16 protein-coding genes are annotated in these 16,129 nt (G+C 33.6%); 11 read left to right on the top strand and 5 right to left on the bottom strand.

The window, feature by feature from the left end; translation table 11 throughout:
- Positions 1-661: 661 nt before the first annotated feature.
- From A4F88_RS12520 to A4F88_RS25450, 5 genes are all read right to left on the bottom strand, one after another.
- Positions 662-907, bottom strand: a complete 246-nt coding sequence (locus A4F88_RS12520; RefSeq protein WP_068842944.1) for a hypothetical protein — start codon at positions 905-907, stop codon at positions 662-664.
- Positions 908-1,126: 219 nt separating this feature from the next.
- On the bottom strand, positions 1,127-1,327 hold the full coding sequence (locus A4F88_RS12515) for a hypothetical protein (protein ID WP_068842943.1): 201 nt from the start codon (positions 1,325-1,327) through the stop codon (positions 1,127-1,129).
- A gap of 122 nt (positions 1,328-1,449) precedes the next feature.
- Positions 1,450-2,166, bottom strand: coding sequence for a DUF3164 family protein (locus A4F88_RS12510; protein ID WP_162268794.1), 717 nt, complete (start codon positions 2,164-2,166; stop codon positions 1,450-1,452).
- A 25-nt stretch (positions 2,167-2,191) separates the two neighbouring features.
- Entirely contained in the window at positions 2,192-2,467 is a 276-nt protein-coding gene (locus A4F88_RS12505) for a hypothetical protein (protein WP_068842942.1), read from the bottom strand.
- Positions 2,460-2,597, bottom strand: coding sequence for a hypothetical protein (locus A4F88_RS25450; protein WP_156062664.1), 138 nt, complete (start codon positions 2,595-2,597; stop codon positions 2,460-2,462). Before A4F88_RS25450 ends, A4F88_RS12505 begins: the two co-directional genes overlap by 8 nt.
- Positions 2,598-2,829: 232 nt before the next feature.
- Here A4F88_RS25450 and A4F88_RS12500 point away from each other — a divergent pair, with 232 nt between their 5' ends.
- The 11 genes from A4F88_RS12500 (at position 2,830) to A4F88_RS12450 (ending at position 16,067) form a co-directional block, all read left to right on the top strand.
- On the top strand, positions 2,830-3,513 hold the full coding sequence (locus A4F88_RS12500) for a S24 family peptidase (RefSeq protein ID WP_068842941.1): 684 nt from the start codon (positions 2,830-2,832) through the stop codon (positions 3,511-3,513).
- A gap of 181 nt (positions 3,514-3,694) precedes the next feature.
- Positions 3,695-4,528 carry a universal stress protein gene (locus tag A4F88_RS12495; protein ID WP_068842940.1) on the top strand — a complete coding sequence of 278 codons (834 nt, stop codon included), beginning with the start codon at positions 3,695-3,697 and terminating at the stop codon, positions 4,526-4,528.
- A 24-nt stretch (positions 4,529-4,552) separates the two neighbouring features.
- Positions 4,553-5,599, top strand: a complete 1,047-nt coding sequence (locus tag A4F88_RS12490) for a beta-ketoacyl-ACP synthase III (RefSeq protein WP_068842939.1) — start codon at positions 4,553-4,555, stop codon at positions 5,597-5,599.
- 101 nt (positions 5,600-5,700) lie between these two features.
- On the top strand, positions 5,701-6,795 hold the full coding sequence (locus A4F88_RS12485; RefSeq protein WP_068842938.1) for a sensor histidine kinase: 1,095 nt from the start codon (positions 5,701-5,703) through the stop codon (positions 6,793-6,795).
- Positions 6,796-6,800: 5 nt separating this feature from the next.
- Entirely contained in the window at positions 6,801-7,553 is a 753-nt protein-coding gene (locus A4F88_RS12480; protein ID WP_068842937.1) for a LytR/AlgR family response regulator transcription factor, read from the top strand.
- Between the two features lie 209 nt (positions 7,554-7,762).
- Positions 7,763-8,902, top strand: coding sequence for an efflux RND transporter periplasmic adaptor subunit (locus A4F88_RS12475; protein WP_068842936.1), 1,140 nt, complete (start codon positions 7,763-7,765; stop codon positions 8,900-8,902).
- A gap of 30 nt (positions 8,903-8,932) precedes the next feature.
- Positions 8,933-12,085, top strand: a complete 3,153-nt coding sequence (locus A4F88_RS12470; protein WP_068842935.1) for an efflux RND transporter permease subunit — start codon at positions 8,933-8,935, stop codon at positions 12,083-12,085.
- 2 nt (positions 12,086-12,087) lie between these two features.
- Entirely contained in the window at positions 12,088-13,497 is a 1,410-nt protein-coding gene (locus A4F88_RS12465) for an efflux transporter outer membrane subunit (protein WP_068842934.1), read from the top strand.
- A gap of 320 nt (positions 13,498-13,817) precedes the next feature.
- Positions 13,818-14,195, top strand: coding sequence for a hypothetical protein (locus A4F88_RS12460; RefSeq protein WP_068842933.1), 378 nt, complete (start codon positions 13,818-13,820; stop codon positions 14,193-14,195).
- Between the two features lie 120 nt (positions 14,196-14,315).
- A complete protein-coding gene (locus A4F88_RS12455; RefSeq protein ID WP_068842932.1) occupies positions 14,316-14,780 on the top strand; it encodes a hypothetical protein in 465 nt (154 codons plus the stop codon).
- Positions 14,781-14,948: 168 nt separating this feature from the next.
- Positions 14,949-16,067 (top strand): acyltransferase family protein, encoded by a 1,119-nt coding sequence (locus A4F88_RS12450; RefSeq protein ID WP_068842931.1) that lies wholly within the window; start codon positions 14,949-14,951, stop codon positions 16,065-16,067.
- The last annotated feature ends 62 nt before the right edge of the window (positions 16,068-16,129 follow it).

Here is a 16,129-nt window from a genome sequence, read left to right as displayed (position 1 = left end):
GTAAGTAGTTTAAAAAGCACGTATAAACACCTGTTTTTAAACACAGATTTTTTAGTTCTTCTCTATTATAAATACTATTCGTTTAATTCTGGATTTAAAATTAAAGAGCAAAAGTCTTAACTGGAAAAAAGATGTCATAGAACGGCTTTTTCCTGTCATGAAATGGCTTTTTAGTGTAAGGGCTTGTAAAGTGAGATTTGGGACAGATATTTATATCAATAAAATAATAATGTAAATAATTTATGCTGTAATTTTTGATCAAATATGCTTCTTTTTCAAAAGAAGATTCAATAAAGATAAATAAAAACTTACATATATTGAATGACTTGATTTATTTTTTTAAAATAAGAGATTGAATAAGAGATGAATGGATGAAAAACTATTTAAAAATTTACTTTTTTATAACTTATATAATAATCTTTGAAAAGAGTTTATGACAACTTCATATAAAGTATTATAAAAATGAAATTAAAAGTTAATCGTTCCTAATTATTTTAAGAAATATAAATTAAAAGAGATAGTGCAGAAATTGATGTAGGATCTTTGTCTGTACTATCTCTTTTATGACTTAAAGTATTTAATAATATTGCCTCAACGAAGAGTTGCAGGCTTTTAAGTTGATAATTTTATTTGGATAGCTAATATATTCGCATATAACATATTAATAGTGTTTTTTCTGATTAATCATAAGTTCTTCGATTTTTTTTAATTCTGAAGTTATGGATGTGCAGAGGATTTCGTACAAAGTAGTTCGTGAAATGGGATAAATAGGGTAAATATATTTACGCCAGACTACCGTTGTAGGGATATCATCTGTTTTGTGTTTCTGATACAGTTCTTTTACAAGTTTATAGCGAAGGAGTTTGTTTTTTTGAATTCCGAGACTTCTATTTGCAGATATAGGCATAAGATGTGGTATTAAATGAATAATAGAGAAGATGAAGAAAGATTTTTAGAGAAAATGAGATTTATGAAGTAAAGTTATAATAGAGATTATTGGATTAGTAATATTGTTTTGAAAAATGATTTTTTTTATTTGCTTTAATCTCTGAAGGTTAACACTAAGACTAAAGCTTTTTTTTGACTTCTAACTATAGTTGTTTTTTTATTTTAAGTCTTGTAGGGATTATCCTTTGTATATTGATATACTATGCTTTTTAAATCTCGGATTTTTAATTACGATATTCTCATATTGATTAAAAGCAAAGCGCTCCTTATTTGAAAGCTCATTTTTGCAATTCCAGTTTCCAATTCCATCTTTAAAAATTGTATTGTCATTTACTTTGTAGCTTTCATGGTCTACTATTGGTTTTATTTTTACGCTCATTTTTATATTGTTTAAAAGTTGTATTTATTTTGAAAAAAAGCCATTCATGGAATAGTATAATTGGTTTTAAATTCGTTGCTATAAGTAATATGGTTAGAAGCAACGATGCGTAAATGTCATTATTAGGCTGCATTTGTCTGTTCGTTTTGTTGGTTAAAAAAATTAAAAATATATCCATTTAAAAAACTGACTGATGACATAGATAAAGGGATATTTGTTCTTGTGCCATTTTCATTAATTAAACTAGCCTCAATAAACCAACTTGAGCGTACAGGTTTAAAAGAGGAGGCAATAATATCAACTCCATCGGTAAATTCTTCATTATTGAACTCTTTGGTAAGTTTCTGTAGTTCAAGAACTCTTGAGCCTTTTAAGTTCCCTTTTGCATCTTTTTTAAGAAGATTGAAAACAATTTTAACCAGAGAAGCTGTTTCTTTATTGGTAGAAAGTGATGAAATGTAATTTTGCACTTTTTCAATTCCAATAGTTACAGTGTCATCCCAGCCTTCATTAATTCGATAGCCAATTGTAATTTCTTCTTTGTCATTCGAAAAGGTATGGGACATTTGCTTTTCTTTAAAACCATAAACCTGATTTTTTAAATCGAGAATAGTTTCAAAAAGCTGAAATGTTTCAGTTTTTACATTACTGATTATTTTAGATGCTTTATGTAGTTTTAAAATTGCTTTAGGTATTGTTTCCGCTACCAGTTTTTTATATGTCTCTCTTTCTTCATTTTTTTTCTTTTCTATACTTGACAAAGCTTCTTTTAATTGTTGTACAGAAAAATGAGATAAATCAATAGTTTTTGCTTGTGTATTAGTAGTTATAGTGTTCATGATTTTTCCTGAGGTTAAATTTTGATTATAAAATTTCAATTTCTTCTTTAAATGGATCTTCATAATAAGGTTTAAAATTTTGTGCAAGAGAAAGTTTTGAAATACTTTTTATTTTGTTTTCTATAATTATAGAAACAGGCCTGGATACAGCTGTTGGGTTCTCGAGAATATGCATCCATTGAAAACGTTCCTGATTAATGCAGATTCTCTCTCCTGTGGTAAATGTTTTTGTTCTTTCAGAACAAAACTGCAAAGCAAGGTATAATAAAGCAATGCGTTCTTCGATTTGTTTTCTACTCATGATTTTTCTTTAAAATTGTTTTTAATTTTTTTATGTCAGATTCTATAAGATTTCTTTCAGCGCTATTTGGATTTTTAATCAGCCAGTTTTCCAACTCGTTGATTTTTTCTTCAATTTGATCTGTTTTCATTTTATGTAATTAAAAGGGTTAATGGTTCTATTATGTTTTTAATTATTTTAGATTTTATTAAATTATATCTGAGTTTGTTGTTAATAATGATTTTTCTTTTTTATGTATTGGATATTGCCTATTAATTTTGTAGCAAAATATTTTATTATGAAATTTTAATTTCTTTACTTTGCAAATATAATGTAAAATAATACATTAAAACAAATAATTAACGTAAAATAATACATTTTTTATGGGGTCAACTGAAAGGATTAAAGAATTTCTTGATTTTAAAGGGATTACAAAGTATAAGTTCTGCAATGATTTGGGGTTTTCAAACAAGTTTTTAGACAATAGCAGTAACATGGGAACAGATAAGGCGTGTAAAATATTACATTATTATCCTGAAATGAATTCAGAATGGCTGTTGACTGGAAATGGCTCAATGTTAAAAGAAACAAATACCGATATTGTAATAATGAATAGTGATAGAAAAACCGTTGATTCGTTGCATTTAAGTCAGGAAATACCATTGTATGATCTTGAAGCAGTTGCTGGTTTAAGAGAATTGTTTAACAGTGGAAAGCCACAAAGAATTTTGGATACTATTAAAATTCCAAATCTGCCAAAATGCGATGGAGCCATTTCGGTAACTGGAGACAGTATGTATCCGCTGCTTAAATCAGGAGATATAATTTTGTATAAAGAAACAGAATTTGAAAATATCTTTTTTGGTGAGATGTATCTCTTAAGTGTAAGATTAAATGACTGGGAAGAATATATAACGGTAAAATATGTTCAAAAATCAGAGCAAGGACAAGATTTTGTAAGATTGGTAAGTCAGAATTCACATCATCAACCCAAAGATATTCATATTTCTAAAATTTCAGCTTTAGCACTTATAAAAGCAAGTATTCGCATCAATACTATGATGTAAATATCTTTTATTTTGTAAAGTAAATAAAATCATTATTTGATAGATGTATATTTTGATTACTTTATTTTTAGACAGCCAAAAATACGGTTGAGGTCTAAAAAATGATCATTCGGTAAGTTTAGAGTAAATAGGAAAGATTAATTAAGCAATTTTGGCAGAAAAATGTTTAATTGATTCTATTATGACTTCTCCACTTACTATAATCGCTGCCACTAATTTTTCTTCAATAGCTAATAATGCTGTAACGTATGCAGCAGAACTTGCAAAAGCAACAGGTGCTAAACTTATTTTGTTTAATTCATTTTCTTTAAGTGTTCACAGTGCTAATTCTTTAATCACTGCAGAAACGATGCAAAAGCAGATCGAAAAAGCGACATTAAAACTTCAGACTTTAGGTTTGGAGATTGCAGATTTATTTAAGATTTCGGTAGACAGTTTTTGCAGTTATTCATTTTTAGAAGAAGAGCTTCCTTCCATCATCGATAATACAAATGCCAATCTGGTCGTAATGGGAATGGCAGAACGTTCGCTTGAGCAGGATTTATTAGGAAATTCGACTACTTCTGTCATTAAAAATTTAAATATTCCGGTTTTGGCAGTTCCGGAAAATGCCCGTTTTCATAATGCCAAAAAAATCCTGTATGCCTGCGATACTTTGAGTTTATCATCTATAAAAAGATTTAGCTGGATTAGACAAGTGATAGGAAACTTAGGCTCTGAAATTGAGTTTTTTAGTGTAAACGATAAATTAGATGAAATCAAAGAAGAACAAGGTAAAATTTTACTGAATTCAGCAATAGATAAAGAATTGGAAGAAGTAAAATATATTTACAAAAATGTCCGTTCAAATGCCGTAATTAATGAGATTAGGAAAGAAATCAAAAAATTTAATGCTGACATTTTAGTAATGGTACCACAAAGGTATGGTTTTTGGGACTCATTAGTTCACAAAAGCAAGACCAGAATTATGGCAGCAGGTTTAGATATTCCACTATTATCTATTCCAAAATATTGATTAATAAATTAAAAAAACAAAAAAATGAAGGCAGTAATTACAGCTATTGGCGGTTTTGTACCCACTTCGATCCTTGACAATAAAACAATTTCGGAAACTGTCGAAACGACAGAAGAATGGATTGAAAAAAGAACCGGAATAAAAGAAAGACGAATAGCAGTAGGCAAAGGCACATCAGATCTCGCCTGCGCTGCGATTGAAAACTTGATGAGTAATTATGATGTTGATGCGTCAGAAATTGATGCATTAATACTTGCAACAGCGACACCAGATCACATTTTGGCACCAACAGCCAGTAAAGTATGCGAGCAAAGTGGACTTGTAAATGCATTTGGTTTTGACATGAACGGAGCATGTAGTGGCTTTTTATATGCACTGGAAATGGGAGCTACTTTAATTGAAAGTGGACGATACCAGAAGATTATTATAGTTGGTGCAGACAAAATGAGCTCAATTGTAGATTATGAAGACCGTAACACCTGTATTCTTTTTGGTGACGGGGCAGGAGCAGTTCTCCTGGAAAAAACAGAGTCAGAATACGGAATGATGAAAAGCATCTTGCGTACAGACGGAAGCGGAACATCTGCTTTATTGGTTCCGGCTGGTGGATCAAAATTTCCGGCAAGCATGCAGAGTATTTTGCACAGAAAGCATTTTATAAGACAAGAAGGATCACTTGTATTTAAAAAAGCAGTTGAATCTATGTCAGGAGTTTCAAAAGATGTTTTAGCAAGTAATGGTATCGAGGCAGATGAAATTGACTGGGTTATCCCACATCAGGCTAACCTGAGAATCATAAACGCAGTTAGTGAAAATCTGAATATTGGTGCCGAGAAAGTTAAAGTAAATATTGACAGATATGGCAATACAACATCAGCAACGATTCCGTTATGTTTATGGGATTTTGCAGCAGACTTTAAAGAAGGTCAAAACCTGCTAATTACTACTTTTGGAGCAGGATTTTCATGGGGAGCGACCTGTTTAAAATGGGGAGTTATGAGAGAAAAAAAAACGCAAAAATCTATAAAAACCAATAATAAAAAAGAGAATATCCTAATGCCTCAACTATAAAAAGTAATAGCATTTCTAATTACAACAGGCTTTTTCAAAATTTTATCATTGTTTAAATTAAAATATAATTTTATTAATTCACCAATCTTTGTTTTTAGTAAATGGGTTCAAGTATTCAAAATAAAACCACCGGAAAAAATTTCTTCTATAAATATTATAGAGTTATAGTGATTCCGGTGGTTTTCTTGGTTTACCTTTCTTCCTATTATTTTCTAAATCCATACCGTAATTTTGACGAAGACTCTTTACTGGTTTTAGACTGGACTTTTGATATTTTTATAATTTTAGTATACTGTGCAGTGCTTACAGAACTAAGTCTTTTTGTAGGCCGAAGTTTGAATCGTCTCATACGTTGGGAACACAATCCTATTTTTAGGGCAATAGCACAATTTATCTGCCTTATTGCAGGAAACATTCTTTTAAATTATGTTTTTTCATGGTTATGGGATTTTCTATATCCAAATACTTCTTTAGAAGAAAACGAACTCGTAATCATCTGGCAGTCTAATCTAATGGCAGTCATTTTGTCTCTTTTTATAAGCTCAATTCATACCGGAATATTCTTGCTTAACAGATGGCGTGTAACTTCAAATGAAGCAGCTGAGCTAAAAATCAAAGCATCAGAACTTCAGGAAGCAGTAACACGTTCTGAGCTGGAATCTTTGAAATTGCAGTTAGATCCGCATTTTATCTTTAATAATTTCAGCACTTTGACAGAGCTCATTCATGAAGATCAAAAAGCAGCGGCTTCTTTTTTAGAAAACATTACTAGGGTTTACCGTTATATGATTTCTAATCTGGATAAAGATACCATAACAGTAAGAGAAGAAATTGAGTTCCTGAATGCCTATTTTTATCTTTTAAAGAAACGATTGGGCGAAAAAATCGATTTACAGTTAGAAGTCGACAGCGCTTGTCTTGATCTTCATTTACCGCCTTTAACTTTACAATTATTGGTGGAAAATGCCGTAAAACATAATATGGCAACATTGTCAAGTCCGCTTATTATTTCTATTTATTCTGATGGAAAAAACATGGTCGTGAAAAATAATTTACAGCCCACTACTGGTAAAACGTTAGTTTCGACAGGTGTTGGACGCAAAAATATAGAATTTCGTTATAAAATTTTATTCAACGAAAAACCTGTTTTTTCACAATCGCTTGAAAGTTTTACCGTGCGTTTACCATTAATATAGAGAGTATGAGAATTTTGATTATTGAAGATGAGAGTATTAATGCCAGCCGACTGAAAAGGCTTTTAGAAGAACTCGAACCCAACTGTGAGATTCTGGATATTATTGATACAGTCGAAGGTGCCGTAAAATGGCTAAAGTCGAATGAAAAACCGGATTTAATTACAATGGACATTCGTCTGGCTGATGGTATTAGCTTTTCTATTTTTGAAGAAATAAAAATTACCAGTCCTGTTATTTTTACAACTGCTTATGACGAATATGCTGTAAGGGCCTTTAAAGTTAACAGCATTGATTATTTGATGAAACCCATTGATAAAACCGAATTAGAATTTGCTTTGCAAAAATTCAAGGCGTTATCAAAAATAGATACTTATCATGATATTGCCGGAATTTTAAAAGGCTTTATTAATAAACCGAGTTTCCGCCTTCGCTTTCTGGTTTCATACCGGGACGGTTACAAAAGTGTGAATGTTACTGATATTGATTTTATTTATTCTGAGTTTAAAACCTCAAACCTGGTTCTTAAATCAGGTATGGTGATTCCAATTCCGCAGACGATGGAAGAACTGGAGCAGGAGCTTGATCCGGATGTTTTCTTTCGTGCCAACAGGCAGTTTTTCATTCGTGCCGAAAGCATAAAAGCGATTGCCAATTATTTTAATGCCAAACTGAAAATTCAGTTAAAAGCAGATCCCGAACGTGAAGTAATTATAAGTCGGGAAAAAGCACCACATTTTAAACACTGGATGGATCGTTGAGAATCCTTCTTTCAAAAAATAAAAATAAGCCTTTCTATAGTATGCAAATCTATAGTGTAAGGCTTTTTTTATGCGCGATTATTTGGGTTGACCGACGTATTCGTTTCGGTATCGAAAAATTACGTTTGGGTAAAATTATCCCGTTTTAAAGGCGTTTTGAGATGTTATTTTGCCGTCAAATTAGACGAATTCATTAAATGTGAAATAAAATGGCAAAACAAATTTTTCAAAATTATAAAACACTCAGTAAGGCATTAGTTTTATTGATTATAATCGGTTTTTCATCCTGCGGTAAAAGTGGTTCAGATGCAGGAGCTTTTGCACCGCCAAAACCTGAAGTTGATTTTCTCAAAACAAAATCGATTACAGGTCAAGTAGAAAAAAAATATCCCGGAACTGTTGAAGGTACAGTTAACGTTGACATAAAAGCACAGGTTTCGGGCTATCTTGAAGCTATTTATGTTAAAGAAGGAGATTATGTCAACAAAGGGCAATCTCTTTTTAAAATTAAAGGAGATGTATATGCAGAGCAGGTAAATAATAGTCGTGCTGCTTATAAGAGTGGGCAGGCGAATCTGGCGAATGCTAAACTGGAAGTAGAAAAAATCAAACCTCTTGTTGATGGAAAAGTTTTTTCAGACATGCAGTTAAAAACAGCTCAGGCTAATTATGAAGCTGCGGTGGCGCAAGTTGCTCAGGCAAAAGCAGCTTTAGGATCTTCACAGTTAAATGCTGATTTCTCTTTGATAAAAGCGCCGGTAAGCGGTTATATCAGCCGAATTCCAAATCGTATTGGAAATTTAGTTACACCAAATGATGCCGTGCCATTAACAGTACTTTCAGAAATTAATACTGTTTTTGTTTATTTTTCTCTTACAGAAGCAGACTATCTTGCCTTTTCAAAAGATCCTAAATCAAACCAGACCGTAAGTTTAATTATGGCCGATGACAGCGAATACGACCAAAAAGGAAAGCTGGAAGTAGCAAGTGGAAATATCGATCGTAATACAGGAACTATTTCGCTAAAAGCTATTTTTCCAAACCCTAAAAAAATGCTTCGTTCAGGAGGTTCTGCAAGAGTGATTTTAAATAACAGTTTATCATCTGTCATCACGATCCCTATGGCGAGCGTGAAGGATATACAAGACAAATTTTTCGTTTTTGTTTTAAAACCGGGAAATAAAGTAGCCATGGTACCCATCGAAATTGCCGGAAACTCAGGAACAAATTACTTTGTGAAATCAGGTTTAAAATCAGGTGATAAAATCGCTTTAAACTCAATCGATGCTTTGTATGACAATGTAGAAGTAGTTCCAAAAACCACTGCAAAAACGTTGAGCAGTAAATAACTTTTGATTTTAATATAAATAACATTTTCCATGTTAAAGAAAATAATAGACAGGCCCGTATTGGCCACCGTTATCTCCATAGTTTTGGTGATATTAGGTATCATAGGTCTTACCAGATTATCGGTTACAAGATTTCCTGATATTTCGCCTCCAACTGTAATGGTTAGTGGTTCTTATCCAGGAGGTAACAGTGAAACTGTAATTCGTTCAGTAGTAACACCGCTTGAAGAACAAATAAATGGTGTTGAAAATATGCAGTACATTAAATCGACTGCGAGTAACGACGGATCATTTTCGATCAGCGTAATTTTTAAACAGGGAATCGACCCTGATCAGGCTGCTGTAAATGTACAAAACAGAGTGCAGCAAGCGACTCCAAAACTGCCTCAGGAAGTAGTTCGAATGGGGCTTACTACCTCAAAACAACAAAACAGTATGATTGTTATTTTCAATCTTTATACAGATGATAACAGTAAATACGATGAGTTGTTTTTGCAGAACTATGCCAACATCAATCTGGTACCACAAATGAAACGTGTTCCGGGAGTGGGACAGGTTCAGATTTTTGGACAGAAAGATTACTCGATGCGTGTATGGCTTGATCCCAGAAAAATGGCAAATGCAGGTTTAGTGCCTTCAGATGTTACGCAAGCCATTGCAGATCAAAGTTTAGAGTCGGCACCGGGAAAACTTGGTGAAGAATCCAGAGCAGCTTTAGAATATGTAATTCGTTATAAAGGAAAGAAAAATAAACCTGAACAATATGAGAATATTGTAGTTAAAAATAACGGCGGAAGTCTTTTAAGACTTAAAGATGTGGCGAGAGTTGAGTTTGGTTCTATTTCATATAGCGGAGATAATAAATCGAACTCGTTAAATGCTGTAACCATGGCTATTTTACAGACTTCGGGCTCTAATGCAAATGATATTGAAATTGGTGTAAACCGAGAAGTAGAGAGATTATCTAAATCTTTCCCTCCCGGAATTAAATACGTCAATGTAATGAGTACCAAAGAAAGACTTGACGAAGCTACAGGACAGGTTAAATCAACCTTGATCGAAGCGTTTATTCTGGTTTTTATTGTAGTATTTATATTCCTGCAGGATATTCGCTCGACGATTATTCCGGCGATTGCCGTTCCGGTAGCGATTGTGGGAACGTTTTTCTTCCTGTTGGTGTTTGGTTTTACCATTAATATTTTAACACTTTTTGCCTTGGTATTAGCCATTGGTATTGTGGTCGATGATGCCATTGTAGTCGTTGAAGCCGTGCACAGTAAAATGGAAGAAGATGGCAATTTAACAGCCAAAGAAGCTACCCATGGCGCAATGGCAGAGATTACAGGAGCCGTTATTTCGATCACTTTAGTAATGTCCGCTGTATTTATTCCAATTGGTTTCATGACAGGTTCGTCGGGGATTTTTTATAAGCAGTTTGCTTATACACTGGCTATTGCGATTATTATTTCGGCTGTAAATGCACTTACGTTAACTCCGGCATTGTGTGCGCTTCTTTTAAAGAATGTTCACAGTGGAGAGCACGGAGAACATGAACATAAAACAAGTTTTAAAGAACGTTTTTTTGTTGGGTTTAATACCGGTTTCAACAACTTAACCGGAAGATACATTAAAGCGGTTCGTTTTCTTATTGGAAGAAAATGGCTTGCAGCAGGATTAGTAACAGGAATAAGTGCAATTGCAATATGGATGATGATGTCAACTCCAAAAAGTTTTGTACCGCTTGAAGATGACGGATTCATGCTCTACAGTTTATCAATGCCTCCGGGAACCGCTCTGGATCGTACTACAGAAGTGATGACCAGAATGGAAAAAGAAATTGCAACAGTTGATGCCGTTGCCAATAATACCAGTATTACCGGATACAACATTTTGAGTAATAGTGCCAGTACTGCTTACGGATTAGGATTTATAAAATTAAAACCTAAAAACGAAAGAGGAGCAGTAAAAGATATTGACGAGATCCTAAATACTGTAAATGGCAAATTAGCGAAGATCAAAGAAGGTTCGATAATGGTATTGAGAATGCCTCCGGTGGAAGGATTTGGAGTAACAAGTGGTGCCGAAATCGTACTTCAGGACAGAACAGCGCGTGATCCTGCAACTTTAAAAGCAATGGCAGATAAAGTAATCGGGCAGATTATGCAGCAACCGGGAGTTCAGTATGCTTATACAACTTTCAGAGCCGATTATCCGCAGCTAGAACTGGAAGTAGATGAAGAAAAAGCCAGACAAATGGGCATCAATATGCGTGAACTTTTAGGGAATATTCAAACCTATTTTGCAGGAGATCAGTCATCTGATTTTACAAGATTTGGTAAATTCTACAGAGTAAATGTAAAAGCCGATGGTGTTTTTAGAGTAGATGAGGATGCCTTTAATGAAATATTTGTCCGAAATGCCAATATGGAAATGGTACCTGTAAAATCGTTTGTAAAATTGCATAAAGTGTACGGACCAGAATCTGTAAACCGATACAATCTTTACAACTCTGTCAATATTACAGCAGTAGCACTTCCGGGATTTAGTAACGGACAAATTATGGGGAATCTTGAAAAGGTTTTAGATAAACTTCCGTCTGATTACAGTTATGAATGGACAGGATTAAGTTTGGAAGAAAAATCAGGAGGAAATCAAACCATTGCGATTTTCGGATTATGTCTGCTTTTTGTATTCTTCTTACTGGCAGCACAATACGAGAGTTATTTATTGCCTTTGGCAGTATTGCTTTCCATTCCAACCGGAATTTTAGGAGCATTTGCAGGAATCAAAGCAGTAGGCCTGGATAACAATATTTATGTTCAGGTTGGATTAATCATGCTGGTTGGGCTTTTGGCCAAAAACGCGATTTTGATTGTAGAGTTTGCTCTCCAAAGACGTCACGCAGGTTTGTCTATAATAGAATCTGCTATAGAAGGAGCAAGGTCAAGATTACGACCAATTATCATGACTTCATTGGCATTTATTGTGGGTATGATTCCGTTAATGTTTGCTGCCGGAGGAACTGCAGTGGGAAACCGATCTATTAGTGTGAGTGCTTCGATTGGGATGTTGAGTGGTGTTGTTTTAGGAGTTTTTGTAATTCCGTTGCTTTTCATCGTATTTCAATACCTGCAGGAAAAAGTATCTGGTAAGAAGAATGTAGTTCAAACCATAAAAGAATAATAATGAAAATATTATATAAAATTGGAATGGTGGTATTTTCGGGTATGATCTTAACATCATGCGTAGTGGGAAAAAAATATTCCCGCACTGAGTTAAATGCTCCCGAAAAATACCGTGAAGAGTTAACCGTAACAGGAGATACTATTTTGCATTCCTGGAAGACCTATTATAAAGATCCGCTTTTAGTTGATTTGATCGAAAAAGCCCTCGTTAAAAACAACGAGGTGCTTATCACGGTTAAAAGCATGGAACAACTGGATTTAAGCTATAAACAAGCGAAATTATCTTTATTGCCAACATTAGATTTTGATGCAGCAGCTACACGCTCGTATTTGTCTAAGAATTCGTTAAACGGATCTTTGAGCGCTCAATTTACAAGTAAAGATTATATGGATGATTACAGCGCCAATCTTCGTATGTCCTGGGAAGTAGATATTTGGGGAAAAGCGGCCATGCAGAAAAGAGATGCTAAAGCGGCTTATTTTGCTCAAAAAGAAAACCTTTCGGCTTTAAAAACCCGAATTATTGTTCAGGTGGCGCAGTCGTACTACAATCTTTTAGGTTTAGACGAACAGCTTAAAATTGCTCAGAAAAATATTGAATTGAGCGACAGTACTTTGCAAATGATGAAGCTACAGTACAATTCAGGTTCAATCAGTTCTTTGGCAGTAAATCAGACTGAAGCCCAGAAAAAAACGGCTGAATTACTGGTTCCTTTAGCAAAAGCTAATATTGCAGTTCAGGAAAACGCGTTACAAATTTTATGCGGAGAATATCCAAATACCATAACACGTTCCGGAAATCTTAATGTAGATGAATTTGCTTTTGAAATGCCAGCAGGAATTCCAGCTTCACTTTTAAGCCGAAGACCCGATGTAAAAGCAAGCGAATATGCAGTAATGTCGGCTACAGCCAAAACAGGATTAGCAAAAGCTACGATGTATCCAACATTGAGTTTAAGTCCGTCAATTGGAATAAATTCATTTGAGTTTGATACCTGGTTTAATTTTCCGGGATCGGTTACAAAAAATATAGCAGCGAATCTGGCACAGCCTATTTTTCAGAAGAAAGCATTAAGAACGGCTTATGAGGTAGCTGTTTTAGAACAGGAAAAAGCAGTTGTACAGTTTAAACAATCATTTATCACGGCTGTTGGTGAAGTTTCTGATGCCATGTCGCAGTTAAAATATGCTGATGAACGTATAAAACTATCAGAAGAAAAAGCATCTTCTTTGGAAAAAGCCACATCAGATGCTTCGCTTTTATACAAAAGCGGTATGGCAAATTATCTTGAAGTAATAACAGCACAAAACAGTGCTTTGCAAAATGATCTGGATGTCGTTGCTATAAAATTAGAAAAGCTAAATGCTGCGATCAATCTATACCGTGCTTTGGGCGGGGGAGTAGAATAATATACTTTTTTAATCCATCATCTTTATAACATTTATAAGATGATGGATTTTTGTATTCATTAAAATGCATGGATAGTTTTCGAATCAGTAAATGGAGAGATTGTATATAACGAATGCATTATTTGATAAAAAACTTTTCAATTATGCTGCTTAAAATGCTGTTTTTCTACAAATATAGGCTTGTCTTTTTTTTAGGTAAATAAATACAAAAAAAACAAACTTAGGTACGAATTGCGGATAATTAAATAAAATCAGATCTATAATTTTGTATATAATCCTCGGGAAAATAATTTCTAAAACCTTAAATTAAACTAATACTTATGTCTGATTTTTTAAAACAATTTGGAGAAGATCTAAAAAAGAATGTACCGGGTTTTATCGCCGTATCTGTGGCTGAAATCCGAAGCGGAATGTCATATTATTCACAATCAGCTTTGAGTGATTTTGATCCGGAGCTTGCTTCCGCATATAATCTTGAAGTAGTTAAAGCAAAGATGAACGCTATAAAAGCTTTAAAATTAAATGGACAGGTGATTGATAACATCATGATTACTCTTACTTCACAAATTCATATTATTGATGTCTCTGATAATGGAGAATATTTTATTTATTTAGCTGTCGATGCTACCAGGGCAAATCTGGGTATGACAAAATCGATTCTGAATAAATATAAAAAAGAAATAAGCGGAAAGCTATAATGATGTTATTAATTGTTGAAGAGGGAAGATGTTCAGTTTGAATAATTCCCTTTTTTATTTTATATAGTTTTTTGTCTGCAGAGATTGATTTATATTTAAACCATAAACAAATTTTGCAGTATGGAATTACGGGAGTACTTCGAAAAATACCACAATGAAGAAACCTGCATAGAAGAATTTAAAAACAAACGGCTGGATAATGGCCTGATTTGCAGGATATGCTCATCTAATTTGCATTCTTTTAGACGAGTTGATTTGAAATTTCAATGCAAAAAATGCGGAAACAGAATTGGTCTTCGCTCCGGTACAGTAATGGAAAATTCAAATTTGCCTATACGATACTGGATGATTTGCATAGAATTGATGACACTTTCTAAACGAAAATTCTCCATATTACAGTTGCAATACTTATTAGGACATAAACGTTATCATCCAATCTGGTTAATGGTACAAAAAATTCGTCTCGTAATGCAAAAGAGAGATGAAAAGTATACTTTACGTGCCTATTCTGAATTTGATTCAGAGTTTCTTGAAGAAATTGAGAAACGAACTTATTCAAAAAAGAAACAACAAGATCTTAATTAGCATCAACTGATAACTATTCTTTTAAAGAGTAAATAATTTAAGATAAGGCCTTTTAACCTATAACTATATTTCGGGTTTTGATTTAAACTTTAATTTGTATAATTTGCGATAGCAGTAAATCAACTATCATCGTCATATTATTCTTAATCTGACAGGAATTATATCAAAATGAATACAAACAATTCTTCGGCTTCAATTCTTCAAACCAAACAGCATTTCGAAATTTTAGACGGATTAAGGGGAGTAGCAGCTCTGGCAGTTGTACTATTTCATTTTATGGAATGGGTTTATACTGATCCTGGTAAAAATTTTATCGGACACGGTTTTCTGGCCGTTGATTTCTTCTTTTGTCTTTCCGGATTCGTAATTGGATATGCTTATGATGATCGTATTGCAAAAATGGGACTTCGTAAATTTTTTATGTCAAGAATTATTAGGCTTCATCCGTTAGTTATCGCAGGATCAGTTTTGGGTTTACTGGCATTTATGTTCGATCCGTTTGGCGGCCACCTTGAATTGTACAGTGCAGGTAAAATTATGCTGACCTTTTTGTGTTCCCTGTTTCTTATTCCTTTACCTGTAATTGCTGATCGTGGTTTTAATCTGTTTAGTTTTAATGCACCGGCATGGTCACTGTTTTGGGAATATATGGCAAATATTGTTTATGCGTTTGTATTGTATCGAATCAGACGTAGTTATTTGTTAGTATTAACCATCTTGTCGGCTGTTGCGATTTGTTATGTTGGGTACAGTTCCGGCAATTTATTAGGAGGCTGGAGTGGTCCAACGTTTTGGGATGGATGTGCCCGAATATCCTATTCATTTTTAGCAGGATTACTTATTTACCGTTCTAACTGGATTATTAAAAACAAACTTGGATTTGCAGGTTTATCTGTATTATTGTTATTAGCTTTTGTAATGCCATTTTCAAAATGGAACTGGCTTTCTGAACCATTGGTCGTGTTACTTTATTTTCCGCTGTTAGTAGCTTTGGGTGCGGGATCAGTTTTAAAACCTCGTTTGAAAAAGGTTTGTATTTTTTCAGGACAAATCTCTTATCCATTATACATGACGCATTATGCCGTTTTATGGATGTTTGGTAATTATTATACTTCCCATAAACCAGATACAGCAGAGTTAACTCTTATTGTTACAGCCGGAATAATTCTTTTAGTTGGTGCTGCATACTTGGTTATGGTAATTTACGATATTCCGATAAGGAAATATTTAAGTGATAAATGGCGTGAAAGACTTGCCAAACAGGAAGTTAAAGCTATTTCTAAATAACTTCTTGTAGTATATAATTAAAAAAACGTTTATACTGAAAAGTATAAACGTTTTTTATATTT

It is taken from the genome of Flavobacterium chilense (assembly GCF_001602525.1).
GTDB classification, from domain to species: domain Bacteria; phylum Bacteroidota; class Bacteroidia; order Flavobacteriales; family Flavobacteriaceae; genus Flavobacterium; species Flavobacterium chilense.
This window is presented reverse-complemented; position numbering and strand designations above follow the sequence as displayed.